Annotated in this window: 24 protein-coding genes; 5 read left to right on the forward strand and 19 right to left on the reverse strand. The window is 69.4% G+C overall.

The window, feature by feature from the left end; genetic code table 11:
- Positions 1 to 8: 8 nt before the first annotated feature.
- On the forward strand, positions 9 to 812 hold the full coding sequence (gene pflA, locus AA0Y20_RS14440) for a pyruvate formate-lyase-activating protein (protein ID WP_412939659.1): 804 nt from the start codon (positions 9 to 11) through the stop codon (positions 810 to 812).
- Between the two features lie 9 nt (positions 813 to 821).
- Here pflA and dxr read toward each other — a convergent pair whose 3' ends face one another.
- Positions 822 to 1,907, reverse strand: coding sequence for a 1-deoxy-D-xylulose-5-phosphate reductoisomerase (gene dxr, locus AA0Y20_RS14445; RefSeq protein ID WP_412935613.1), 1,086 nt, complete (start codon positions 1,905 to 1,907; stop codon positions 822 to 824).
- A 42-nt stretch (positions 1,908 to 1,949) separates the two neighbouring features.
- The gene (locus tag AA0Y20_RS14450) at positions 1,950 to 2,927 is read right to left on the reverse strand and encodes an FKBP-type peptidyl-prolyl cis-trans isomerase (protein ID WP_412935616.1); all 978 of its coding nucleotides are present in this window, start codon (positions 2,925 to 2,927) and stop codon (positions 1,950 to 1,952) included.
- 140 nt (positions 2,928 to 3,067) lie between these two features.
- Here AA0Y20_RS14450 and AA0Y20_RS14455 point away from each other — a divergent pair, with 140 nt between their 5' ends.
- Both AA0Y20_RS14455 and AA0Y20_RS14460 read left to right on the forward strand, forming a co-directional pair.
- Positions 3,068 to 4,606, forward strand: a complete 1,539-nt coding sequence (locus AA0Y20_RS14455) for a DUF222 domain-containing protein (protein ID WP_412935618.1) — start codon at positions 3,068 to 3,070, stop codon at positions 4,604 to 4,606.
- 92 nt (positions 4,607 to 4,698) lie between these two features.
- Positions 4,699 to 5,502 (forward strand): lysophospholipid acyltransferase family protein, encoded by an 804-nt coding sequence (locus tag AA0Y20_RS14460; RefSeq protein WP_412939660.1) that lies wholly within the window; start codon positions 4,699 to 4,701, stop codon positions 5,500 to 5,502.
- Positions 5,503 to 5,511: 9 nt separating this feature from the next.
- Here the strand turns inward: AA0Y20_RS14460 and AA0Y20_RS14465 are convergent, their stop codons facing one another.
- Positions 5,512 to 5,991: an OsmC family protein gene (locus AA0Y20_RS14465; RefSeq protein WP_412935620.1), complete on the reverse strand. Its 480-nt coding sequence runs from the start codon at positions 5,989 to 5,991 to the stop codon at positions 5,512 to 5,514.
- A 52-nt stretch (positions 5,992 to 6,043) separates the two neighbouring features.
- Between AA0Y20_RS14465 and AA0Y20_RS14470 the strand changes: the two genes are divergently transcribed.
- Together AA0Y20_RS14470 and ald are read left to right on the forward strand one after the other, a co-directional pair.
- On the forward strand, positions 6,044 to 7,033 hold the full coding sequence (locus AA0Y20_RS14470; protein WP_412935622.1) for an asparaginase: 990 nt from the start codon (positions 6,044 to 6,046) through the stop codon (positions 7,031 to 7,033).
- Between the two features lie 34 nt (positions 7,034 to 7,067).
- Positions 7,068 to 8,183, forward strand: coding sequence for an alanine dehydrogenase (gene ald / locus AA0Y20_RS14475; protein ID WP_412935624.1), 1,116 nt, complete (start codon positions 7,068 to 7,070; stop codon positions 8,181 to 8,183).
- Here the strand turns inward: ald and AA0Y20_RS14480 are convergent.
- The 16 genes from AA0Y20_RS14480 to AA0Y20_RS14555 form a co-directional block, all read right to left on the reverse strand.
- Positions 8,149 to 10,887, reverse strand: coding sequence for an FtsK/SpoIIIE domain-containing protein (locus AA0Y20_RS14480; protein WP_412935625.1), 2,739 nt, complete (start codon positions 10,885 to 10,887; stop codon positions 8,149 to 8,151). The two genes, ald and AA0Y20_RS14480, sit on opposite strands and share 35 nt — an antisense overlap.
- A gap of 67 nt (positions 10,888 to 10,954) precedes the next feature.
- On the reverse strand, positions 10,955 to 11,755 hold the full coding sequence (locus tag AA0Y20_RS14485; RefSeq protein ID WP_412935627.1) for a PP2C family protein-serine/threonine phosphatase: 801 nt from the start codon (positions 11,753 to 11,755) through the stop codon (positions 10,955 to 10,957).
- A 72-nt stretch (positions 11,756 to 11,827) separates the two neighbouring features.
- On the reverse strand, positions 11,828 to 12,811 hold the full coding sequence (locus AA0Y20_RS14490; RefSeq protein ID WP_412935630.1) for an aldo/keto reductase: 984 nt from the start codon (positions 12,809 to 12,811) through the stop codon (positions 11,828 to 11,830).
- 83 nt (positions 12,812 to 12,894) lie between these two features.
- Positions 12,895 to 13,626 (reverse strand): large exoprotein, encoded by a 732-nt coding sequence (locus AA0Y20_RS14495; RefSeq protein ID WP_412935632.1) that lies wholly within the window; start codon positions 13,624 to 13,626, stop codon positions 12,895 to 12,897.
- 113 nt (positions 13,627 to 13,739) lie between these two features.
- Entirely contained in the window at positions 13,740 to 14,492 is a 753-nt protein-coding gene (locus AA0Y20_RS14500) for a YaaA family protein (RefSeq protein WP_412935634.1), read from the reverse strand.
- A 70-nt stretch (positions 14,493 to 14,562) separates the two neighbouring features.
- Complete coding sequence (locus tag AA0Y20_RS14505) at positions 14,563 to 14,820, reverse strand: F0F1 ATP synthase subunit epsilon (protein ID WP_023955192.1); 258 nt, start codon at positions 14,818 to 14,820, stop codon at positions 14,563 to 14,565.
- Between the two features lies 1 nt (position 14,821).
- The gene (atpD, locus tag AA0Y20_RS14510) at positions 14,822 to 16,267 is read right to left on the reverse strand and encodes a F0F1 ATP synthase subunit beta (RefSeq protein ID WP_091502862.1); all 1,446 of its coding nucleotides are present in this window, start codon (positions 16,265 to 16,267) and stop codon (positions 14,822 to 14,824) included.
- Positions 16,268 to 16,288: 21 nt separating this feature from the next.
- Positions 16,289 to 17,191: a F0F1 ATP synthase subunit gamma gene (locus AA0Y20_RS14515; protein ID WP_412935638.1), complete on the reverse strand. Its 903-nt coding sequence runs from the start codon at positions 17,189 to 17,191 to the stop codon at positions 16,289 to 16,291.
- A gap of 18 nt (positions 17,192 to 17,209) precedes the next feature.
- Complete coding sequence (atpA, locus tag AA0Y20_RS14520) at positions 17,210 to 18,850, reverse strand: F0F1 ATP synthase subunit alpha (protein ID WP_412935640.1); 1,641 nt, start codon at positions 18,848 to 18,850, stop codon at positions 17,210 to 17,212.
- Positions 18,851 to 18,923: 73 nt separating this feature from the next.
- Positions 18,924 to 19,712, reverse strand: a complete 789-nt coding sequence (locus AA0Y20_RS14525) for a F0F1 ATP synthase subunit delta (protein WP_412935642.1) — start codon at positions 19,710 to 19,712, stop codon at positions 18,924 to 18,926.
- Positions 19,712 to 20,266 (reverse strand): F0F1 ATP synthase subunit B, encoded by a 555-nt coding sequence (locus AA0Y20_RS14530; RefSeq protein WP_412935644.1) that lies wholly within the window; start codon positions 20,264 to 20,266, stop codon positions 19,712 to 19,714. Before AA0Y20_RS14530 ends, AA0Y20_RS14525 begins: the two co-directional genes overlap by 1 nt.
- 31 nt (positions 20,267 to 20,297) lie before the next feature.
- The gene (gene atpE / locus AA0Y20_RS14535; RefSeq protein ID WP_023955203.1) at positions 20,298 to 20,537 is read right to left on the reverse strand and encodes an ATP synthase F0 subunit C; all 240 of its coding nucleotides are present in this window, start codon (positions 20,535 to 20,537) and stop codon (positions 20,298 to 20,300) included.
- Between the two features lie 43 nt (positions 20,538 to 20,580).
- Positions 20,581 to 21,387: a F0F1 ATP synthase subunit A gene (atpB, locus tag AA0Y20_RS14540; RefSeq protein WP_259455379.1), complete on the reverse strand. Its 807-nt coding sequence runs from the start codon at positions 21,385 to 21,387 to the stop codon at positions 20,581 to 20,583.
- A gap of 141 nt (positions 21,388 to 21,528) precedes the next feature.
- On the reverse strand, positions 21,529 to 22,014 hold the full coding sequence (locus AA0Y20_RS14545) for a hypothetical protein (RefSeq protein ID WP_412935646.1): 486 nt from the start codon (positions 22,012 to 22,014) through the stop codon (positions 21,529 to 21,531).
- A complete protein-coding gene (locus tag AA0Y20_RS14550) occupies positions 22,011 to 23,168 on the reverse strand; it encodes an MraY family glycosyltransferase (protein ID WP_412935648.1) in 1,158 nt (385 codons plus the stop codon). Before AA0Y20_RS14550 ends, AA0Y20_RS14545 begins: the two co-directional genes overlap by 4 nt.
- Positions 23,165 to 23,923 (reverse strand): L-threonylcarbamoyladenylate synthase, encoded by a 759-nt coding sequence (locus AA0Y20_RS14555; RefSeq protein ID WP_412935651.1) that lies wholly within the window; start codon positions 23,921 to 23,923, stop codon positions 23,165 to 23,167. The genes AA0Y20_RS14550 and AA0Y20_RS14555 overlap by 4 nt, the downstream gene beginning before the upstream one ends.
- Position 23,924: the final 1 nt, after the last annotated feature.

Consider the following 23,924-nt stretch of genomic DNA (forward strand, 5'->3'; position numbering starts at 1 on the left):
TGTCCGCCATCCTGGTGCCGGGCGAAGCCTGCACCGCCGATCTGAGCGATCCCCGTCACGACCGTCTCGCCGCACGACGGTCCGGGCACATCGCGAGTGTGCATTCCTGGGAGCTCGTCACTTCCGTGGACGGCCCCGGCACCAGGATGACCCTCTTCCTCGCGGGATGCCCGTTGCGCTGCCAGTACTGCCACAACCCCGACACCTGGCGTCAGCGCGACGGTGAGCTCGCCTCCCTCGACGACATCGTCGCCCGGCTGCGCAGGTACCTGCCGGTCTTTCGCGCGACGGGCGGCGGGCTGACGATCTCCGGCGGCGAGCCGTTGCAGCAGTCGGCCTTCGTCACCCGCCTGGCCCGGGCTGCGGCCGAGCTCGGCGTGCACGTCGCCCTCGACACGTCGGGGAACCTCGGCCGCGCAGCATCCGACGCCCTGCTCGACGACGTCTCGCTCGTTCTGCTCGACGTGAAGTCGGGCCTTCCCGACACCTACCGCGAGGTCACGGGCCGCGACCTGCAGCCGACGATCGAGTTCGGCGACCGCCTCGCAGCTCGGGGCACCCCGGTGTGGATCAGGTTCGTGCTCGTGCCCGGGCTCACGGATGCCGTCGAGAACGTCGACGCGGTCGCGGACATCGTCGCCCGGTGGGAGAACGTGCAGCGGGTCGAGGTACTGCCCTTCCATCAGATGGGCACGTCGAAGTGGGAGCGCCTGGGCATCCCCTACCCCCTCGCCGGACGACCGACGCCGGACGCGGAGCTGCTCGCGCGGGTGCGCGGTCAGTTCGCCGCGCGCGGTCTCACCGTCTACTGACCGTGAGCGTCACTCGGCCGCGCTGATCGCCCGGTCCGCAGCGCTCCGTGCCCACGCCTCGGCCTCCGCGAGCGATTCCCGGGTCAGTTCGTCGGGCGGCCGGTGGGCCTCGACGACGCGTTCGACGGTCTCCACGATCCCGAGGAAGCTCAGCGCCCCCGCGTGGAACGCCTCGACGGCCTGCTCGTTCGCGGCGTTGAAGACCGCGGGATAGGTCCGGCCCTCCCGCCCCACCCGCTTGGCGAGGGCGACGGCCGGGAACGCCGCATCGTCGAGGGGCTCGAAGGTCCACTCGCTCGCTCGCGTCCAGTCGAGCGGAGCCCCCACGCCCGCGACCCGGCGCGGCCAGTCGAGGCCGAGCGAGATCGGAAGACGCATGTCGGGCGGCGACGCCTGGGCGATCGTGGAGCCGTCGATGAACTCGACCATCGAGTGGACGACCGACTGGGGGTGCACGACGACGTCGATGCGGTCGTAGTCCATGCCGAACAGCAGGTGGGCCTCGATCACCTCGAGCCCCTTGTTCACCAGGGTCGCCGAGTTGGTGGTCACGACGCGTCCCATGTCCCAGGTCGGGTGCGCGAGCGCCTGCGCCGGGGTGACGGCGGCCAGCTCGTCACGGCCGCGGCCGCGGAACGGCCCACCGGATGCCGTTAGCACGAGCCGTCGCACCTCGTCGGCCTCTCCCGAGCGCAGGGCCTGTGCGATCGCGGAGTGCTCCGAGTCCACCGGGACGATCTGACCGGGTGCGGCGAGCGACGTGACCAGGTCGCCGCCCACGATGAGCGATTCCTTGTTCGCGAGCGCGAGGGTGCGACCCGACTCCAGGGCGGCCAGAGTCGGCCCCAGTCCGACCGAGCCGGTGATGCCGTTGAGCACCACGTCCGCCTCGACGTCACGGACGAGACGTTCCGCGTCGGCGGCGCCGAGGGCGGTGTGGGTCACCCCGAATCGCGCCGCCTGCTCTTCCAGCATCCCGGCGTTCGAGCCCGCCGAGAGCCCCACCACCTCGAAGCGGTCTCGTCGGGAGTCGATGACATCGAGCGCCTGTGTCCCGATAGAGCCGGTGGAGCCGAGGATGAGGACGCGACGCATGCCGTCAGCCTAGGTGCTGCGGCTGCGCCGGCCAGGGTGCCGTCAGCCCGCGGCGGCCACCGGCGTGCGCTGGACGCCGAGGATGTCGACGACGAAGACGAGCGTCTCGTTCTGGAGCTCGCTGCCCTCCTGCGCCCCGTAACCGGCGGCGGGCGGGATGACGACGAGCACCTGCGAACCGACCTGCTGCCCCTCGAGCGCCTGCTGGAAGCCGGCCACGACATCGCTGGTGCGGAAAGCCGCGGGCTGGCCGCGGTCCCAGCTGGAGTCGAAGACAGACCCGTCCGACCACTTGACACCGGTGTACTGGACGAAGGCGGTGTCGCCCGGCTGGATCGTCGCACCGTCGCCGGTCTTGAGATTCTCGAGCTGCACCTCGGTCGGCGCGTCGGTGCCGAGAAGCGTGATGGTGGGAGCGCCGTCCTCGGCCAGCTCGACGGTCGGCATCCCGTCGACGGGCGCCTGCTCGGTTCCGGTGGCGCGCGTCGGGAGCTTCTCGACACCCTCGGCCACCACGACGACGGCAGTGCGCCCCTCGCCGAACGCCGAGCCGGGGATCGCGAGGGCCGCGGTCGAGCCGAGCGGCGCGCACTCGAGAGCGGCGACGAACACGGAGTACTGCTGCGGGTCGAGCAGCACCGGCACCAGACCGGAGTCGTCGGGCGACGTGTCACGCGACTGCTCGAGCAGCTCTCCCGTCGCGCCGTCGTAGATCGCGTAGGAACCGGAGACGAGATCTCCCGAGACGAGGTCCTCGCCGTCACCGCGCGTGGTGAGCGTCCGCTCGATATCCGTCGGCTCGAGGCCCGGGTCGACCTTCGCGGTCAGCTCCGGCGCGGAGCCGGAGACCTCGATGCTGTCGGAGGCCTCCCCCGGCTGGGCGTCGACGAGGCACTGCGACGACGCGCCGGAGGCGTCGGGGCTGGGCGACTCGGTGGGCGTGTCGCCCCCTGCGCAGCCGGCGAGCGCAAGCGCCGAGACGGCGACGACGGACAGAGCGGCGAATGGGCGCAGACGCACGGAGAACCTCTTCGATCGGGGAGACGGAGTTCTCATCCTCTCGCACGAGCATCGGTGTGCGCTGAGAGCGCGGGGCGCGTTCCGTCGGAGGCTGTGGATAGTGCCGGGGCGATGTCGGAGGTCCGTGACATGATTCGAACATGCATTCGAATGACGGGTTCCGCGGCGCGATGGATGCCGGGATGGGCAGCGACTCTGACGTCGACGCCCTGGCGGCGCTCGTCGCGGATGCCGAGGGTGTTTCGGATGCCGCACGGGCGGTGCAGATCCGTGAGGTTCGGGTGCTCGCCGCGGCCGGGGTGCTGGCCGAGAAGCAGGCCGCTGGCGCGTCGGAGAAGGTCAAGGCGCGCGAGATGGCGTTGCGCGGGATCGCCGCGGAGCTGGCCGGGGTGTTCGTCGCGACCGACCGGACGTTGCAACGCCGGATCGACGAGGCACGAGACCTGGTGGACAACTTCCCATTGACGATGGCGGCGTGGGAGGACGGGCGCATCGTCCGCGGACACGTGCGGGTGATCCAAGAGGTGGGGTGCATCGTGCCCGCGGACGACCGCGAGGACTTCGAGCGAGCCGCGATCGAGCGATGCGAGGGCGAGACGCCCAACCGGGTGCGCGGGAGTTTGCAGATGCTCGCGGAGCGGATGCACCCGCGGACCTTCGCCGAACGGCACGAGGAGGCCGCTGCGGGGCGGTGCGTGCAGGTGCGGACCGGGGCCGACGGCATGTCGGATCTCATCGCGACACTGCCGACCGTTATCGCCGACGGGATCGTGGACCGACTGACCCGCCAGGCACGGGAGATCATCAACGCACGGGCTCAGGCCGACGGCGCAGGCGCAGGCGCAGGCGGGGCAGGATCTGACGCCGCGAACGATGGTGCCGGAAGCGCTGGTGCGGAGAGAGCTGACGCCCTGTTCGCCGCGGACGCGACCGGTGACGACGGCCTGGTCGACCACGTGGGCACCGACGGGTCGTCGTTCGTCGGTGACACGCGCACGATCGATCAAGTCCGCGCCGACGTATTCAGCGACCTCCTCCTCGCCGGGTCGCCCGCGCTCGACCCGACGGCGACTGGCGACAGCGACGGAACGCTCGGAGCGATCCGCGCACACGTGCAGGTCGCCGTGTCCGCCTTGACTCTGATGGGTCAGGACGAAGGACCGGCAGACCTCGCGGGACGCTCCCCCATCGACGCCATCACCGCACGCCAGCTCGCCGGCAACGCGACCTCCTGGGACCGGCTGCTCACCCATCCCGTGACCGGGACCGTGCTCGAATGCGACACGTACCGACCGACCGCCGCCATGGTCCGACTGTTGCGGGCACGCGACCGGCACTGCCGGTTCCCCGGATGCCGACAACCCGCCATCCGCTGCGAACTCGACCACACCATCGCAGCCTCCCACGGCGGGGCAACGCACGTGCGCAACCTCGCCAACCTCTGCAAACGACACCACGACGTCAAACACCACACGAGATGGCGAGTCCGACAACTCGCGGGCGGAACACTCGTCTGGACATCACCGACCGGACGGATCTACCGCGAAGACGCACCACCACCCCTCGTCACTTTCACCATCGCGAGGCCGCCGGAGAACTCGGCTGACCCGGCCGGATCGTCGCGCCCATCGGACGGTCGAGAGTCGCCCTGGCGTTCACTCGGTCCCCCGCCGTTCTGACGATCCTCACCACAGACGCGGAGCTCGGCCGTCAGAGCGGAGCGTGCGTGAACAACATGTCCACGGAGTTATGCGTTCCGCAGTAGCCTCGTCTGGTGAACGCTGACGCAACCGAGCCGCAGTCCGGCGAGCCCGGCGAGCACGACGAGGCCGCAGCCGAGGTCGAAGCAGTCCCCGGAATCGGTCTCACCTACGTGATCGGTCGGTGGGTGCTCGCCCCCCTGGCGCGCATGATCTACCGGCCGCGCATCGAAGGACGCGAGCACTTCCCCCGCAAGGGCGCCGTGATCCTCGCCAGCAACCACCTGTCGTTCATCGATTCGTTCGTCATCCCGATGGCCTCGCCCCGCCCCGTGCGGTTCCTCGCGAAATCGAGCTACTTCGACGGCACCGGCTTCCGCGGCTGGCTGTCGCGTGAGTTTTTCTATGCCGCGGGGGCTTTCCCCGTCCGCCGCGGCGCGGGCCAGGCCGCACTGGACGCCCTCGACCAGCAGAAGAAGATGCTCGACGCGGGCTGGTCGACAGCCCTCTACCCCGAGGGCACGCGGTCGCTCGACGGTCGCCTCTACAAGGGCCGAACCGGCGTCGCTTTCCTCGCCCTGCAGACCGGTGCCCCCGTGATCCCCGTGGGGCTCGTCGGCACGAGCGAGATCATGCCCGTCGGCGCGAAGTTCCCGCGCCTGCGCCCGCGCGTGACCGTCCGGTTCGGCGAACCGCTCGACCTCAGCCACCACGGGTCCGCCGACTCCGGCCGCGCGCGCCGGAATGCGACCGACGAGATCATGGCCGCGATCCACGCGCTGTCGGGCCAGGAGCTCGCGGGTGCCTACAACGAGGCCCCGCCGCAGAACACCGTCGAGCGGATCAAGCAGGCACTGCCGCACGAACGCCGCTGACCCAGCCGGTCACTCCGCGCCCGAGACGACGATCGTGGGCTCGTGGCGAACCGGGAAGTTCACCGAGTTCGCGATGAAGCACCATGCATTCGCCTGGGCATGCGCCTCGAGCGCCGCTTCCCGCATCGACTCTTCCGCGACGACGACGCGGGGCCGCAGAACGACCTCCGTGAACGCCCCGCCGCCGCGTCCGTCCTCGCGCATCGTGCCGGTCGCGTCATCCGCATACTCGACCACGACGACGCCCGCCGTCACGCAGGCGTGCAGATACGAGAGCAAGTGGCACTCGGAGAGCGCCGAAAGCAGGAGATCCTCGGGATTCCACCGGGTCGGGTCTCCGCGGAACGGCTTGTCGCTCGACGCGGCGAGGGACGGCTTGCCGTCGATGCTGAGCGTGACGGCCCGGTCGTAGTCCCGGTAGTCGCTCGTCCCGGTACCGCGATTCCCGGTCCACTCGGCCCGGACGGAGTAGCGATGCTCACCCAACATGCGGACAGTCTGACACGCAGCACGGCGGGGTCCGCGACGGTAGGCTGTCGGGGTGCCGCAGACCTTCGCCGTTCCCGCCGCCGTCGAGCTCGCGGTCGTCGAGCGCAGCGGTTTCATCGAGTCCCGGCACGCCGGCGCTGCGGTCGTCCTCGGACCCGACGGCACCCCGATCCGCACCCTCGGCGACGTCGACGCGCCGATCCTCCCCCGCTCGACCCTCAAGCCCCTGCAGGCGCTCGCCAGCATGACCGCCGGAGCCACCCTCGAGGGCGAACGGCTCGGCCTGGCGACGGCCAGCCACTCGGGCACCGATCGGCACGTCTCGGTCGTCCGCGGCATCCTGAACGATGCCGGCCTGGGCGAAGACGACCTCGGCTGCCCTCCCGCTTGGCCGGGTGACACCGCGACGCGCGACGAGATGGTGCGCGAGCTCGGCGCCCCCACGCGCATCCGCATGAACTGCTCGGGCAAGCACGCCGCCATGCTCGCCGCCTGCGTCGCGAGCGGTTGGGACACCAAGACCTATCTCGACCCCGAGCATCCACTTCAGATTCACACGCGTGAGGTCATCGAGCGGCTGACCGGCACCAAGGCCGCGGCGATGGCTGTCGACGGATGCGGCGCCCCGGTCTACGCGATGAGCCTCGTCGCGCTCGGGCGGGCCATCCAGCGCATCGGCACGGCGAGCGAGCGTTCGCCGTTCGCGCTGCACCGCATGGCGGGCGCCCTCGTCCGCGCCGTTCGCGAGAACCCGTGGACGATCGACGGGCCCGGACGTCCGGACACCGTCGCCATCGAGCGGCTCGGGGTCTTCACCAAGACGGGCGCCGAGGGAGTGCTCGTGATGGTGGCACCCGACGGAACGACCGCGGCCCTGAAGGTGCTCGATGGCAACGGCCGTGCCGCATCCGCGATCGCGCTCACTCTGCTCGTCCGGGCCGGGGCGCTCGAGGCCGCCCCCGTGGCCCGCGTGATCTCTCATCTTCCGCTGACCGTGCTCGGCGGCGGACAGAACGTCGGCATCATCCGGCCGACGGTGTAGCGGCTCCTCACGAGGGAGCGCGGAAAGGACTGCCATGCGCATCAGCGTTCCCCATGAGGTCAAGAACAACGAGTATCGCGTCGCGCTCACTCCGGCGGGCGTGCACGACCTCGTCGTCAACGGTCACGACGTGTTCGTGCAGCGCGGCGCCGGCGAAGGCTCATCCCTGCCGGACTCGGAATACGCCGACGCCGGAGCAGTGCTGCTCGACGACGCCGACGACGTCTGGGCACGAGCCGAGCTGCTGCTGAAGGTCAAGGAGCCGGTCGCGAGCGAGTACCACCGATTCCGCGACGACCTGGTGCTGTTCACCTATCTGCACCTCGCGGCCGACCGACCGCTCACCGATCGGCTGGTGGAGAGCGGCATGACCGCCATCGCGTACGAGACGGTGCAGCTCCCCGGCGGCGGCCTGCCGCTCCTCGCGCCGATGAGCGAGGTCGCCGGCCGTCTCGCCCCCATGGTCGGAGCCTCCACCCTGCTGCGCTCCGCGGGCGGTCTCGGCCTGCTGATGTCGGGCGTGCCCGGGACCCGGCCTGCCACGGTCACCGTGATCGGCGGCGGGGTCGCCGGCGCGAACGCCGCATACATCGCCGCGGGTCTCGGGTCGGATGTCACCATCTTCGACACGAACATCCAACGCCTCCGCTTCCTCGACGATCACTTCCAGGGGCGGGTCAAGACCGCCGCCTCCAACCCGCTCGATCTCGAACGCGCGGTCGTGGGGTCGGATCTCGTGATCGGCTCGGTGCTGATCCCGGGCGCCAAAGCCCCCAAGCTCGTGCGCAACGAGACCGTCGCGCGCATGCGTCCGGGTTCGGTGCTGGTCGACATCGCGGTCGACCAGGGCGGTTGCTTCGAGGACACGCGGCCGACGACGCACGCTGATCCCACCTTCCGCGTGCACGACACCGTCTTCTACTGCGTGGCGAACATGCCCGGCGCTGTGCCGAACACGTCGACGTCAGCGCTCACCAACGCGACGCTCCCCTACGTCCGGCAGATCGCTCGGCACGGGTGGCGCCAGGCTCTGCGTTCCGACGCCGCGCTCGCGGCCGGACTCAACACCGCCGGCGGACACGTCGTCAATCAGGGCGTGGCCACAGCGCACGGAATCACCGCGGGCTCGCTCGATGACGCACTGAGCTGACCGGCAGAACGACCCGTCGGACGCGGTCCGTGCGTGTGTCGATGACCCAGGCGCGACCGCGACCGGGAGCAGCGTACGGCGGGAGCGACCGGCTCCCCGTCACGAGCCGCAGCTCGCTTCCGCACGCGGCGTCGACCACGAGCTGACTTCGCATCCGGGTCGCGGCCACCGCCCCGCGCCAGCGACCGATCCACGCCTCCGGGGTACCCCACACGACCCTCCCCGGCTGCAGAGATGCGGTCTGGTCGACGGAGACGACCTCGATGCCCCGACCACGCCAGTGGTCCAGCACATCATGCGTCGAGCCGGTCGGCGGTGCGACGAACGCCGTGGCGCAGCGCGGCTCGAACACCGCGGGAGCGGCGGCGTCGTCCCCGGGCGGGCGGAGGTCTCCCGGGTCGGCGAACTGGACGAGCGCATCCGCCCATCTCCCCCGGCCCGCGGGGGCCGAGGGGTCGTGATGCGACGCGTCGCCGCCGAAGGCGACATGCTCCGACCGCGACACCGCGGCGAGCACGGCACGGTCGGGCAGGTGGTCGACGATCCGGCCGACGACGCCGGTGATCCGCTGCGCGGCGCACACGAACTGGATGCCGCGGGAGCGGGCCTCACGCGCGAGCCGTTCCAGGGTGGTTGCCGCGGCGACCCCGTAGTCATCGGGCAGAGAACCGATCAGGCGGTCGAGATCGTCGACGACGACAACCCACCCGCCGGGAATCTCGTCGAGCCCGGAGATCACATCCCATGCCGCCTCGAGGTCGTCCGGAACCCAGCACACCCGGTCAGGAGGCGCCTGCGCCGCGACGGCCCGCAACAGCGTCGTCCGCCCCGATCCCGCACGCCCGAGGACAGCGACGCCCGGCGCGCGTCGGTCGAGCACCACGACGCGTCGACGCTGCGCGGCGGGCTCGTCGGCCAGGCCGAGGACCACCGCCCCCTCCTGCCGCAGGTCGCCGAGTGCGACGCGGTTCGGCAACGGGGGCAGCCACGGGCGACGGGCGGGGCGCGCTCCCGCCGAAGCGCGGGCGACACTCTCGATCGCCGCCGGCGGGCACAGGGTCGCCCGCAGCAGACGCGGCTGCGTGTCGGCCGGCCCCATCACCAGCGCCGTCCCCCGGTCGGCGCGTCCACCGGGAAGCGCCGCCGCGTCGGCCGACCCCAGAACAGCTCGGGATTCGGCGGAATCGGCCACACGAAGCGCGATCCGCAACGGGGCGTTGGCGAGCACCGCCTCACGAAAACCCGCTGCGCGCTGCGTCGCGAGCACGAGATGCATCCCCAGTGCACGGCCACGCGCCGCAATATCGGCGAACGTGTCGTGCATCGCAGGATGGGTCGCCGTCAGCGCCGCGTACTCGTCGACGACGATGAGCAGCCGCGGCAGCGCATCGTTCGCCTCGGCGATGTCTCGTGCTCCGAGCTCGGCGAGGATGCGTTCGCGGTGCCGCACCTCGGCGGCGAGGCTGTCGATCGCGCGCACGGCGTTGCGATCGTCGAGGTCTGTCACGACGCCGGCGACATGGGGCAACGAGGTGAGGGAATCGAAGGCACGACCGCCTTTGAAATCGACGAGCAGGAAGTTCACCCGGGACGGCGGCAGGCTTCGTGCCAGCGCCGTGATCCACGTGACGAGCAGCTCGCTCTTGCCGGTTCCCGTCGCCCCCACCACGATCGCGTGGGGCCCGTCGTCGACGAGGTCGACGGTGACGGGCCCGCCGCGACCGCCGCCGAGTGCCACCGTGAGGCCCGCGCCGCCGTGAGTGGGGAGGTCGTCGAAACGCAACGGCGTCACGTCGTCGCCGCCCACGGCCACAGCTCGTTCGCGGAGCACGGGTACGATCGACGCCGCCTGCCCGCGCCCGATCGATTCGGGACGCAGCGGGGCCGACGTGCCGCCGAACCCGAGCACTGCCTCATCGACACCGGCGACCCGCAGGACGGCTGCGCACTGCGGCGGCGGAGCGACCGCGGGTCCGACGCACACGATGGCGATGTCGACGTCGGGAGGTGGGGCGCCCCACCCCCACCAGAGCCGCAATCCGCCGTCCCTCGAGGCGTGCGGCAGTTCGCGGGCCCACTCCTCCGCAGCCGCGATGAGCGAGACCTCCCCGGGCGCGTGCACCAGACAGATCTGCATGACGAGAGCTCGCGCGATGGATGCCGCCGGAACCGGCGGGCCCACGACGGCGATCCCCGCGGTGAGCGGCACGGAGATCGGCGCATGCCGGAGCGTGGCGGCAGAGCGCCGGAAGTCCGGCGGCACATCGCCCTCGACGCGCGTGGCCGAGACCGAGTCACCCGAGCCCACGACGACGACGTCGCGAACCGCTCGCGGACGCCAGAGATCGTCGGGCACCGCGAGGAGGCGCGTGACGTCGGGCGTCGTCCGCCACCGGTCGGCTCGCTCGCGCGCGTGGCGTTCCTTCAGCTCGGCTTCTGCGGACCGGAGGGCGGCCGCGGCGCGGCCAGCGGAGCGACGGCGCTCGCGCCGCGCGACCCGGGCTCCATCGAGCAGCGACGCGACCGCGACGAGCGGCCCCAGAGCGGCGAACCAGAGCACCGTCGGCGATCCGGTCGCCTGCCAGAGGATCGCGGCACCCGCCGCGGGCACGACGAGCGCCCACACCGGCAAGGGCGGACGCCGTGGCACGGGCAGTGCCGACGGCAGACGGATGGGTTCGTCGGGAAGAGACGGCGGATGCACGCGACCGAGTCAAACAACGATCCCGTGCCGCTCGCGTGCCTCTCCGGCGCGAGGTGGAAGGCCGGGCTCAGTCGGTCTTCGGGGAGGAGGCGTCTTCGCCGGTGCGGACGTGCGCGTCGAGCACGATGATCGTCACGTTGTCGCGACCGCCGTTCTCGAGGGCCGCCGTCATCATCGCCGACACCGCCGCGGCGGGATCGGCGTTCTCGAGGAGGAAGTGCAGGATGCCGTAGTCCGTCAACTCTTTCGTGAGCCCGTCGCTGCAGATCACGAAGCGATCGCCGTCGACGACGTCCAGCCGGACGTAATCGGGGGTGACGCCGTCGCTCGGCCCGACCGCGCGCGTGATGACGTTCCCGTACGGGTGCTGCTCCGCTTCTTCGGGGCTGAGGCGTCCGGCTGCGACGAGCTCTTGGACCACGGAATGATCCGTCGTCACCTGAGCGATCGCCTGGTCGCGCAGCAGGTAGACCCGTGAGTCTCCGATGTTCAGCGTCGTCCACTGCGGCTCACCGTCGACGATGTCGAGGTACACGCCGGTGACGGTCGTTCCCGTTCCGTCATCCGTCGTCTCGGGGTGGTCGGCGATGTCACCGACGGCGCGCTCGAGGGCGTCCTCGATGTCCTCCGGGGTGACGACACCGCGATCCGCGACCCCGCGCAGGCGCTCGACGGCACTCGCGCTGGCGATCTCGCCGCCGATGTGCCCGCCCATGCCGTCGGCCACGATGAACAGCGGATACTGCGCGAGGACGGCATCCTGGTTGCTGTCGCGTCGACGTCCGGTGTCGGTCGCGGCGGCCCACCGGAGTTCGATCGCACCGGACGGGACGTCCACGATCCGGGATTGGGTCGTGGGGTCGGGCACGCTGTCACTCTTCTTTCGTCGACGGATGGGCGTGTCACACTCTAGTGGACGCACCCGTGGTGCGGGATTCCGTCAGCCCGCGGCGGGGTCCGACGGAAGCGGGAAGAGCGCGTCGATCGTCGCCAACTCATCGGTGCTGGGCTGCCATGCGGATGCCGCTTCGGCGTTCGAGCGGACTTGCTCTGCGGAGGTGGCGCCGGCGATGACGCTGCTCAGCGCCGGCTGCGCAAGCAGCCATCCGAAGGTCGCCTGCACCATCGTGATGCCGCGCTCGTCGCAGAACGAGCGATAGGCCTCGATGGCATCCCACGGCGCGTTCTCCCACAGGTGACGCCGCTCCCGAGCAACGCGCGTGTCGGCGGGAATGTGATCCCGCGTGAACTTTCCGGTCAGCAGGCCGTTGTGCAGTGGGAAATACGGCAGGAAGCCACGGCCGAAGTGTCGGACGGCCGGCAGCACCTCTCGCTCGGCGGCGCGCGCGAGCAGGCTGTAGTGATTCTGCGCGGAGACGAACGGCACATCCCCGCGGGCGCGTGCGACCGCCTCCGCCTCGGCGATCTGCCACCCCGCGAAATTGGAGTGGCCGATGTAGCGGATCTTCCCTTCGCGAACGAGTTCCGACAGCGCGTCGAGCGTCTCCTCGATCGGCGTCTCGGGGTCGGGCGTGTGCAGCTGATAGAGATCGATCCAGTCCGTCTGCAGACGCTCGAGCGACGCCTCCACCGCTCGACGGATGTAGACGCGCGATCCCTTGGCGCCGGGCAGACCGAGGTCTACGGCGCTGTGGCCGAACTTCGTGGCCACGACGACGCGGTCACGGCGCCCGCGCAGCGCTTCGCCCATCAGAGTCTCGGACAGGCCGGGCTCACCGCCGTAGATGTCGGCGGTGTCGAAGAAGGTGATGCCGGCGTCGAAGGCGGCATCCAGAACGGCGACCGTGCCGTCCAGTGTCTGTGTGGGCGTCCCCCGCCGACCGAAGTTGTTGCATCCCAGCCCGACGGCCGAGACGAGAAGGCCAGAGGTTCCGAGTCGCCGGGTCTGCACTGCGTCGTCCATCCTTCCACCGTAGACCCGGGGCACGGTGCGCACGGCCGAGACGAGGAGGAGCCCCCGTCTTTCGACGAGGGCTCCTCGGGTGCTCACTGCTTCGGCGCGTCCGGAGCGGGAGGCTCGGTGGTCGGCGGCGTGACGGGCGGCTGTGCGGCCGGCGGCGGGTAGGAACCGGCCGGAGGTGCCGGCGGCGCAGCGGGCGGCGGGTAGGAACCGGCCGGCGGCGCGCTGGGGGTCGCCGGCGGGGCGTATCCGCCACCGGCGGCACCGTATGCACCCGGCGCAGGAGCCGCGCCCCCGTCCGGCTGAACGGGGATGCCCTGCCAGACCGTCGTGTCGCGCAGGAACGAGGTGCGCCACGGCGAAGGCTGCACGTTGGGGTTCCACGGCGAGCTCGAGAAGGCTGCGATACCAAGCCAGATCAGACCGCCGATGCCCGGGAGGATGTAGAGCAGCACGAGCGGCCAGTCCTTGCCGAGCTTCTGGCCGACGCGGACGCTCGCCAGAGCGAGAGCGATGATCGCGAGGTAGCCGAAGATGAAGCCGATGGCCGGGATGTTGCTCAGCACGCCCGTGGCGATGATCGCGCCCAGCATGACCCACGGGGAGACGTCGCCGAGCTTGGCGAACACCATCTCGCGGTAGAACGGGACCCACGCGCGCCACTTACCCTGAACGCCCGCCTTCTCGAAGATCTTCATGTAGAAGAACGAGCTGATGATGTAGCCCGCGAGCGCGAGGATCAGGATGATGGGAAGGATCAGCAGCAGCAGAGCGAGAACAGCGCCCGCCCCTGCACCATCGTCGTAGTAACCCGACATGAACGACCTCCTCAGTCGTGACCCGGGACGACGCGCTCGCGTCGTCGGTCGCCGCTCATGCTAGCGAAACACGGGGTGCGGCGTGAGACCTCCACCGAGCCGAGATCCGGCGATCAGACGATGAGCTCGAGCTCGGACGTTCCCGATGCCTCTCGGAGGACCCATCCGTTCGCGTCCGCCCAGGCGACCAGATCGGCACGCGAGCCCACCGCGGCGGCAGAACGGGCGAGCGCGCGTGTGAGATCGCCCTTGGCATGCTTGTTGAAATGGTTCAGAGCGCGCACGGTCCCGTCGGGACCCGCCGAGACGACGCGGACGAATGCGGAAGGAAGCGTAGCGGGCACCGGAGCGAGCGCCACGTAGGCCTCCGAGCGCAGATCGAGCACGAAGGGCACGGGCATCGCCCCCAGTGCGGCGGTGCTGACCGCCGCCCAATGACGCCGGAGCGGCGGGATGCCGGGCAGCGCCGTCCCCGCCGACAGGCGATAGGCCGGGATCGGATCGAGCGCGGCGACGGGACCGAACGGAGCCGACTGGATGAGCACATGTTCGCCGAGCCAGGCACGCGCCGCGGAGTCGAGGCTCGCCGCGTCGAGGGCGTCGAACAGCACTCCCGTGTAGCGGTCGACCGCCGGCATCGTCGGAGCCGTCCTCAGCTCGGCGTTCACCGCGATCTCACCCCGCTGGCGAGAGCCGAGCTTCAGCACTCGCGCCGCGGTCTCTGGATCACGCGACAGCTCCACGAGCGCATCGACGGCAGCGCGCCGCTCGGGGGCCAGCTGCGGCAACGCGAGCGCCTCGACATCGAGCGGAGCACCGGTGCCGCCGGCTCGCTTGGTCTCGGAGGGGGGCAGCAGCACCAGCATCCGGAGATCTCCCTTTCACAGCGAGAGACCGCACCCCGGAGGATGCGGTCTCTCGTAGACGTGGTGCAGGTCAGGCCAGCGCGGCGTTGCCCGCCACGATGGTGAGCTCGTCGCCCTCCATCGACAGGAACCCGTCCTGCGCGTTGGCGACGATCTTCTCGCCACCGGGCTGCGTGATGCGCACCTGGCCTTCGGCGAGGATCGCCAGCACGGGCTCGTGACCCGCCATGAAGCCGATCTCGCCCTCGACGGTCTTGGCCACGACGAGGGACGCCTCACCCGACCAGACCTCCGCCTCGGCGGAGACGAGCGTGACCGTCAGAGCCATGTCAGCTGTTCTCCTTCTGGATCTTCGCCCACTTCTCTTCGACGTCGCCGATACCGCCGACGTTGAAGAAGGCCTGCTCGGCCACGTGATCGAAGTCACCCTTGACGATCGCGTCGAACGACTCGATGGTCTCCTTGATCGGGACCGTGGAGCCCTCGACACCGGTGAACTTCTTCGCCATGTAGGTGTTCTGCGAGAGGAACTGCTGGATGCGACGCGCACGCGACACGACGATCTTGTCCTCTTCGGAGAGCTCGTCGACACCGAGGATCGCGATGATCTCCTGCAGTTCCTTGTTCTTCTGGAGGATCTGCTTCACGGCGGTGGCCACACGGTAGTGGTCCTCACCGATGTAACGCGGGTCGAGGATGCGGCTCGTCGAGCTCAGCGGATCGACGGCCGGGTACAGACCCTTCGACGCGATCTCACGCGAGAGCTCGGTCGTCGCGTCGAGGTGCGCGAAGGTCGTCGCCGGAGCCGGGTCGGTGTAGTCGTCGGCGGGGACGTAGATCGCCTGCAGCGAGGTGATCGAGTGACCGCGGGTCGACGTGATGCGCTCCTGGAGCACACCCATCTCGTCTGCCAGGTTCGGCTGGTAACCCACTGCGGAGGGCATACGGCCGAGCAGCGTCGACACCTCGGAACCGGCCTGCGTGAAGCGGAAGATGTTGTCGATGAAGAGCAGCACGTCCTGCTTCTGGACGTCGCGGAAGTACTCCGCCATCGTCAGCGCCGACAGCGCGACGCGCAGACGCGTTCCCGGCGGCTCGTCCATCTGGCCGAAGACGAGGGCGGTCTTGTCGAAGACGCCCGCCTCCTCCATCTCGTGGATGAGGTCGTTGCCCTCACGGGTGCGCTCTCCGACACCGGCGAACACCGACACACCGCCGTGGTCCTGCGCGACGCGCTGGATCATCTCCTGGATGAGGACGGTCTTGCCGACGCCGGCACCGCCGAAGAGGCCGATCTTTCCACCCTGGACGTAGGGGGTGAGGAGGTCGATGACCTTGATGCCGGTCTCGAACATCTGGGTCTTCGACTCGAGCTGGTCGAAGCTCGGCGCCTGACGGTGGATGCCCCAGCGCTCGGTGACCTCGACGGTCTCGCCCTCGGCGGCGTTGAGAACGTCGCCGGTGACGTTGAAGACCTTGCCCTTGGTGACGTCGCCGACGGGAACCGTGATGGGGCCACCGGTGTCGCGCACCTCCTGGCCGCGGACCATGCCGTCGGTCGGCTTCAGCGAGATCGCGCGGACGAGGTCGTCGCCGAGGTGCTGAGCGACCTCGAGCGTGATCTCGGTCGACTCGCCGTCGATCGTGATCGTGGTCTTGAGCGCGTTGTAGATGTCGGGGATCGAGTCGTGCGGGAACTCGATGTCGACGACGGGGCCGGTGACGCGCGCAACGCGGCCGACGACCGACGTGGCTTCGGCAGTGACGGTGGTCATGTCTGTCTCTTTCGGTTGGTCTTACTTGCCCGACGCCAGAGCGTCGGCGCCGCCGACGATCTCGGCGATCTGCTGAGTGATCTCGGCCTGGCGAGCGTTGTTGCGGAGGCGGGTGTAGTCGGTGATGAGCTTGTCGGCGTTGTCGCTCGCCGACTTCATCGCCTTCTGCGTCGCGGCGTGCTTCGCGGCGGACGACTGGAGCAGCGCGTTGAACACGCGGCTCTGGACGTAGACCGGCAGCAGCGCGTCGAGCACCGTCTCGGGGTCGGGCTCGAACTCGTACAGCGGGTAGACCGGAGCCTGGTCCGCCGTTGCAGCATCGGCCTCGACGACCTCGAGGGGCAGCAGACGCACGGTTTCGGGCGTCTGCGTCATCATGCTGACGAAACGGTTGTACACGAGGTGGATCTCGTCGACGCCGCCGTCTTCGCCGCCCTGAGCATAGGCGTCGAGGAGCGCCCCGGCGACCTGCTCGGCCGTGCTGAAGTGGGGCGTGTCGGTGTCACCCGTCCACTCGCCCGCAGCCCGCATCCGGCGGAACTGGAAGTACCCGACGGCCTTGCGCCCGATGAGGTAGTAATCCACTTCCTTGCCCTGCGACCGCAGCAGCTCGGCCAGCTCGAGACCCTCACGGAGGATCTGCGAGTTGAACGCGCCGGCGAGGCCGCGATCGGAGGCGAAGATGACGACCGCGGAGCGACGGATCGTCTCGCGCTCGGTCGTCAGCGGGTGCTCGACGTCGGAGTGGGTCGCCACCGCGGAGACGGCACGCGTCACGGCCCGCGCGAAGGGAGAGGACGCGCGGACGCGACCCATCGCCTTCTGAATGCGCGAAGCCGCGATGAGCTCCATCGCCTTCGTGATCTTCTTGGTCGTCTGAGCAGAACTGATCTTCTGCTTGTAGACCCGGAGTTGTGCGCCCATAGTGTGTCGTCCTCCGCGTCAGCCGCGGCGGCCCTTGACGATCTGCTCCTGGTTCACGTCATCGGCCTCGGCGGCAGCGGTCTCTTCGTGGCCGGGCTTGTTGATGGCCTGGCCCTTTCCGCCCTGGAACTCGAGCACGAACGCGTCGACGACCTTCTCGAGCTCGGCCACGGTGTCGTCGCCCAGCACGTTGGTCTCACGCAGGGTGTCGAGGATCGACGTGTTGCGCTTGAGGTAGTCGAGCAGCTCGCGCTCGAAGGTCAGGACGTCCTCGACCTCGATCGTGTCGAGCTTGCCGTTGGTGCCGGCCCAGATCGAGACGACCTGCTCCTCGACGGGGTACGGCGAGTACTGCGGCTGCTTGAGCAGCTCGGTCAGACGCGCTCCGCGAGCCAGCTGACGACGCGACGCCGCGTCGAGGTCGGACGCGAACATCGCGAACGCCTCGAGCGAGCGGTACTGGGCGAGCTCGAGCTTCAGCGTGCCCGAGACCTTCTTGATCGACTTGACCTGGGCGTCACCGCCGACGCGCGACACCGAGATGCCCACGTCGACCGCGGGACGCTGGTTGGCGTTGAAGAGGTCGGACTGCAGGAAGATCTGGCCGTCGGTGATCGAGATCACGTTGGTCGGGATGTACGCCGAGACGTCGTTCGCCTTGGTCTCGATGATCGGGAGGCCCGTCATCGATCCGGCACCCAGCTCGTCGGAGAGCTTCGCGCAACGCTCGAGCAGACGCGAGTGCAGGTAGAACACATCGCCGGGGTATGCCTCGCGGCCCGGCGGGCGGCGCAGCAGCAGCGAAACGGCACGGTAGGCCTCGGCCTGCTTCGACAGGTCGTCGAAGATGATCAGGACGTGCTTGCCCTCGTACATCCAGTGCTGACCGATGGCCGAGCCGGTGTAGGGGGCCAGGTACTTGAATCCGGCGGGGTCGGATGCCGGAGCCGCGACGATCGTCGTGTACTCCATGGCTCCGGCGTCCTCGAGCGCGCCCTTCACCGAGGCGATGGTCGAGCCCTTCTGGCCGATGGCGACGTAGATGCAGCGGACCTGCTTGTTGACGTCGCCGGACTCCCAGTTGGCCTTCTGGTTGATGATCGTGTCGATCGCGATGGCCGTCTTGCCGGTCTGGCGGTCGCCGATGATCAGCTGACGCTGACCGCGGCCGACGGGGATCATCGCGTCGATGGCCTTGATGCCGGTCTGCATCGGTTCGTGAACCGACTTGCGCTGCATGACGCCGGGCGCCTGCAGCTCGAGCGCGCGGCGCCCCGAGGTCGCGATCTCTCCGAGTCCGTCAATCGGGTTGCCGAGCGGGTCGACGACGCGGCCGAGGTAGCCCTCGCCGACGCCGACCGACAGCACCTCGCCGGTACGGGTAACCTTCTGGCCCGCCTGGATCCCGGCGAAGTCGCCGAGGACGACGACGCCGATCTCGTGCTCGTCGAGGTTCTGTGCGAGGCCCTCGACGCCGTTCTCGAAGCGGACGAGCTCGTTCGCCATGACGCCGGGCAGACCCTCGACGTGGGCGATGCCGTCGGCCGCGTCGACGACGGTGCCGACCTCGGTCGCGGCGGCCCCGGTGGGCTCGTACGCGGCGACGAAGTCTTTCAGCGCGTCACGGATGACATCCGGGCTGATGGACAGTTCTGCCATGGTGTTCCTTCGGTCCTGAGTCTGAGGGTCCGGATGCATCCGGCCGGTGCGCCCCTGCGGGCGGTGAGGTGGGTCAGCCCGCCAGTCGCTGGCGGAGATCGGAGAGGCGGGAGGCGACGGTCGCGTCGATCACGTCGTCGCCGATCTCGATGCGCAGCCCCCCGACGACCGCGGGGTCGACGACGAGGTTGAGCGCGACAGGCGTGCCGTAGCGGTTCGAGAGGGTCTCGGCGAGGCGCGCCCGCTGCTGGTCGTTGAGCGACGTCGCCGTGCGGACGCTCGCGACGACGCGTCCGCGCTGGTTCGAGACGATGCGGATCGCCCGCTCGAGGAGCTGCCGCACACGACGCTCACGCGGACGCTGCACGATCGCCGAAGCGACCAGACGCGTGCCCGCGCCGAAACGCCCGTCGAGAAGGCGCTCGATGAGAGCCCCCTTGGCCGAGGCCTCCCCCAGCCGGCTGCCGAGAGCGAGTTCGAGCTCGGGATTCGCCGACACGGTGTGCAGCACACCGAACAGCTCGTTCTCGAGATCTCCCTGATCGGCGACGGCCGCGGCACGGATCGCCAGCTCCTCGACAGCATCGACGAAGTCGTCGACCGAGGACCAGCGCTGCGCGACGGCCGTCCGGAGCAGCGCGACGGTCTGCGGCGCGAAAGCCGGACCGAACACGTCGCCGACGACCTTGTCGCGAGCCTGCGGCGAGGCCGCGTTGTCCGTCAGCGCGCCGCTCAGCTGCGGCGAGTCCGCCAGAGCCCGCGCGGCGACGAACAGCTCACCGGACACGTCGAGCGTGAGCCCGGGCGTCTCGGCGATGGCCGCCGTCGTCGCGACGAGTGCCTGAGTGGTCGCGCTGCCCATCAGTTCGACGCCTTCTCAGAGGCTTCGAGCTCGCTGAGGAAGCGATCGACGATGGCCTGAGCCTTCTGGTCGTCGGACAGGGTCTCACCGATGACGCCACCGGCGAGGTCGAGAGCGAGCGTGCCGACCTCGCTGCGGAGCGAGACGACGGCAGCCTGACGCTCGGCTTCGATCTGCGTGTGCGCGGCGGCGGTGAGACGCTCGGCCTCGGCCGATGCGTTCTGCTTCGCCTCGCTGACGATCTTGCGACCGTCCTCGCGAGCTGCGTCGCGGATCTCACCGGCTTCCTTGCGGGCCTCGGCCAGCTGAGCGGTGTACTCCTCGAGCGCGGCCTCGGCCTTGCGCTGGGCTTCATCGGCCTTGGCGATGTTGCCCTCGATGGCCGCGCTGCGCGCGTCGAGCACCGTGTTCAGGCGCGGCATCGCGTAGCGCACCACCACGAAGATGATGACGAGGAAGCAGACAGCCGACCAGATGATGTCGTAGACCGCCGGGAGGATGGGGACCTGGTTGGATCCCTCCTCCGCCGCAAGCGTGACAAGAGCGTTCAGCATCCTGTCTCCTTATCTGTGGGTCGCGTCGGGATCAGAGCGCGTTGAAGATGAACGGCGTGACGATGCCGATCAGCGCGAGGATCTCGATGAACGCGACACCGATGAACATGGTGCTCTGCAGGCGGCCGGCGAGCTCGGGCTGACGGGCGGTCGACTCGATGGTCTTGCCGATCATGATGCCGAGGCCGATGGCCGGGCCGATGGCCGCGAGGCCGTAACCCACGGTCGCGATGTTGCCGGTGACCTGGGCGAGAACCGTCGTTGCGTCCACTGGTGTTTTCCTTTCGTAGGGCGAGCAGCCGGTCAGCTGCTCGTCAGTGCTCTTCCGCGACCGCGAGCTGGATGTAGACCGCGGTGAGGATCGTGAAGACGTAGGCCTGGAGGATCGAGACGAAGATCTCGAAGAGAGTGAAGGCGAAGCCCATCGCGAGCGTTCCCGCCGCGAGCGGCGTGAAGGCGTTGAGGCCCAGCAGGAAGAACTGGGTCGCCGCGAAGAACAGCACGAGCATGAGGTGGCCGACCATCATGTTCAGCAGCAGTCGCAGGAAGAGCGAGACCGGGCGCGCGATGAAGGTCGAGATGAGCTCGACGAGCGCGATGATCGGCAGCAGGTAGACCGGAACGCCGCTGGGAACCAACGAGTTCTTGAGGAAGTGCCCGACGCCGTGCTTGCGGATGCCCGCGTAGATGAACATGACGTAGGCCACGAGCGCGAACACCAGCGGCGCACCGGCCACGGAGGTTCCCGCGATGTTCATGCCGGGTATGACGCCCGTCAGGTTCATGAACAGGATCGTGAAGAACATCGCGGTCAGCAGCGGCAGGAAGCGGCGGCCGTCCTTCTCGCCCAGGACCTGGTACACGACCTGGTCACGGACGAAGCCGAAGCCGAACTCGACCACGCTCTGGAACCGGCCGGGGACCACCGAGAGTCGGCGTGTGCCGACCACCAGGAAGATCACCAGCGCCACGGTCGCGATGACCTGGACCATGCTGATCCGGGTGAATTCGAAGGGCGTGCCTTCGAACAGCAGAGCCGGCGGGAAGAAGTCGGAGATGGACGGCGGGTGGAACTCGTTGTCCGATGCCGCCGCTGCGACAATCGTCGTCGCTTGAGTCAACGTATTGGCTCCAGCTTCTCGGGCCAGCCAGGACTAGCTCGGTGAGGGTTAGAAGGGGAACAACTCCAGCGGGGCCTCGGTGTCGCCACTGCACACCAGCCGCAGAGTGTACTCCCACACTACCAAAGGTTACGGCTCGACCTAATCCTGAATCGTGTCGGAGGTCGGAAGCTCGACATCCGAGGCCCCCGAGAGCCGCATCCGGCTCAGGACGATCAGGTCGACCACGAGCGATGCGACCGCTGCGACGATCACCGCGAGGGCGAAGATCCCGCGCTCGAGCCACTCCACCTGGAACAGCACCAGCAGCGCCACGATGACGAGGACGAACTTCAGGAGCCATCCGCCGAGGACGACTGCGAAGAAGATCTGGAGCCACTGCGGATGTCCGTACCAATGGTTGCCGATCAGGATGCTGAGGGCGGTGAACGCGGGGAAGACGATGCCCACGAGCGCACCGAGGACACCGCTCCACGCGCCGTCCGCACCCGCGACGACTCCGCCGACGAGCGCGAAGGCCCCCGCGACGACGACGCCGACGAGGAGGCCCCAGGAGAGCGCGGCGCGCAGGATGGGCGTGCTGGAGATGCGGCGGCGAGCGGCGGGATCGGGGGTGTTCGCAGTCACGAGGAGGGCTCTTTCACGAGGGAGGTCGGGCGCTGAGGGCGGGCGGGGATGAAGGTCACGACGAGGCACGCCGCGATGCCGAGGACGAGGAAGCCGAGTCCGAACAGGTAGTCGCCCGGCCAGGCCGCCGTCGTTCCGATGTACATCAGGAGCACCGAGAGGCTGACGACCGTCGTCCAGGCGTAGAAGATCAGCACCGCATCACGGTCGCTGTGACCCATGTCGAGCATCCGGTGGTGGAGGTGCTTGCGGTCGGGTGAGAACGGCGATTTGCCGCGCGACATGCGGCGGATGACCGCCATCCCGAAATCGAGCAGCGGCAGCAGCACCACGACGACCGGCAACAGGATGGGGATGAAGGCACCCAGCAGCTGTGAGCGGCCGAACACGTCGTTGTCGCCCGTCGCCGGGACGAGCGTGCCGGTGACGAGGATGGCCGAGCAGCTCATGAGGAGCCCGATCATGAGGGCACCCGAGTCGCCCATGAACAGCTTCGCGGGGTTCCAGTTGAGGGGCAGGAAGCCCGCGCAGACCCCGAGGAGCACGACCGCGAGGAACGACGCCAGGTTCGCGTAGCTGCTCGCGCCGAAATCGCGCCCGAGCAGATAGGTGTAGGTGAAGAACACCCCGTTCGCGATGAGTGCGACGCCCGCCACGAGGCCGTCGAGGCCGTCGATGAAGTTGACGGCGTTCATCACCACGACGATCGAGAACACCGTGATCGTGAAGCTCGCGGCGCTCGAGACCACCGTCTGGCCGCCGAGCGGGATCGTGTACATCTGCACTCCCCCGAAACCCACGACGATGGCCGCGGCGGCGAACTGCGCGCCGAGCTTGATGAGCCAGTCGAGATCCCACAGGTCGTCGGCGACGCCGACCACGACGATGAGGGCGGTCGCGGCGAGGATGGCCCAGATCGGTTCGGGTTTGGCCCAGAAGATCGCGAAGAAGGGGATCTGCGACGAGGTCAGGATGACCGCGGTGGCACCGAGGAACATCCCGACGCCGCCGAGCCGTGGCGTCGGCGTCCGGTGGACGTCCCGCTCACGGATCTCGGGATAGAGCTTGTACCGCAGGCTCACCTTGAGGACGATCCACGTCAACCCGAAGGTGACGAGGGCCGTGACCACGAAGGTGGCCAGGTAGAGCCTCACGCGACGCTGCCGCCGGCGGTCTCGCCGGTGCCGCCACCGGAGCCGGGCTCCAGGGGCGTGCGGTTGGCCGCCTCGGCGTGCTCGGGCTCGGCGTCGGGTTCGAGCAGATCACCGAGCACGTCGCGCAGCGCCTCACGACTCACGGCCCCATCGCGCAGTACCCGCACCGGAGCGGGATCGGGGCCGATGAGCGACGTCGCGTCGATGATCGTCGATGCGACTCCCGTCGACGCGGGTCCGCCGTCGAGATACACCGAGACGCTGTCGCCCAGCATCCGTACCGCGTCGTCGATCGTGACGGCGGCGTTCATCTTCGTGCGGTTCGCGCTCGAGACGGCCAGCGGGCCGCACTCCTCCAGAAGTTCCAGGGCGAACCTGTCGGCGGGCATGCGCACCGCGACGGTCCCCCGCGTCTCGCCCAGATCCCACGACAATGACGGCTGAGCCGGCAGGACGATCGTCAGACCGCCGGGCCAGAAGGCCTCGACGAGCCGCTCGACGGGTTCGGGCACCTCGGCCACGAGAGCGCGCATCGTCGCGATGCCGGCGACGAGGACCGGCGGCGGGGACTGACGCCCTCGTCCCTTCGCAGCGAGCAGCTTGGCGACAGCCGTGGCGCTGAAGGCGTCGGCGGCGACACCGTAGACGGTGTCGGTGGGCAGGACGATGAGATCGCCGCGACCGATGGCCTGGCGCGCCTGGCGCATGCCGGGGAGGACCTGGGTCTCGTCGCGGCAGTCGAAAACGGGAGACATG

This window comes from Microbacterium pratiae (assembly GCF_047302165.1).
In the GTDB taxonomy this organism is placed as follows: Bacteria; Actinomycetota; Actinomycetes; order Actinomycetales; family Microbacteriaceae; genus Microbacterium.

What these genes read in the sequence shown, in the direction of transcription:
- dxr (WP_412935613.1), bottom strand. Translation starts at nt 1,907, where the DNA reads ATGCGTCGCGTCCTCATCCTCGGCTCCACCGGCTCTATCGGGACACAG.
- AA0Y20_RS14455 (WP_412935618.1), top strand. Translation starts at nt 3,068, where the DNA reads ATGCATTCGAATGACGGGTTCCGCGGCGCGATGGATGCCGGGATGGGC.
- AA0Y20_RS14465 (WP_412935620.1), bottom strand. Translation starts at nt 5,991, where the DNA reads ATGTTGGGTGAGCATCGCTACTCCGTCCGGGCCGAGTGGACCGGGAAT.
- ald (WP_412935624.1), top strand. Translation starts at nt 7,068, where the DNA reads ATGCGCATCAGCGTTCCCCATGAGGTCAAGAACAACGAGTATCGCGTC.
- AA0Y20_RS14490 (WP_412935630.1), bottom strand. Translation starts at nt 12,811, where the DNA reads ATGGACGACGCAGTGCAGACCCGGCGACTCGGAACCTCTGGCCTTCTC.
- AA0Y20_RS14495 (WP_412935632.1), bottom strand. Translation starts at nt 13,626, where the DNA reads ATGTCGGGTTACTACGACGATGGTGCAGGGGCGGGCGCTGTTCTCGCT.
- AA0Y20_RS14500 (WP_412935634.1), bottom strand. Translation starts at nt 14,492, where the DNA reads ATGCTGGTGCTGCTGCCCCCCTCCGAGACCAAGCGAGCCGGCGGCACC.
- AA0Y20_RS14505 (WP_023955192.1), bottom strand. Translation starts at nt 14,820, where the DNA reads ATGGCTCTGACGGTCACGCTCGTCTCCGCCGAGGCGGAGGTCTGGTCG.
- atpD (WP_091502862.1), bottom strand. Translation starts at nt 16,267, where the DNA reads ATGACCACCGTCACTGCCGAAGCCACGTCGGTCGTCGGCCGCGTTGCG.
- AA0Y20_RS14515 (WP_412935638.1), bottom strand. Translation starts at nt 17,191, where the DNA reads ATGGGCGCACAACTCCGGGTCTACAAGCAGAAGATCAGTTCTGCTCAG.
- atpA (WP_412935640.1), bottom strand. Translation starts at nt 18,850, where the DNA reads ATGGCAGAACTGTCCATCAGCCCGGATGTCATCCGTGACGCGCTGAAA.
- AA0Y20_RS14525 (WP_412935642.1), bottom strand. Translation starts at nt 19,712, where the DNA reads ATGGGCAGCGCGACCACTCAGGCACTCGTCGCGACGACGGCGGCCATC.
- AA0Y20_RS14530 (WP_412935644.1), bottom strand. Translation starts at nt 20,266, where the DNA reads ATGCTGAACGCTCTTGTCACGCTTGCGGCGGAGGAGGGATCCAACCAG.
- AA0Y20_RS14555 (WP_412935651.1), bottom strand. Translation starts at nt 23,923, where the DNA reads ATGTCTCCCGTTTTCGACTGCCGCGACGAGACCCAGGTCCTCCCCGGC.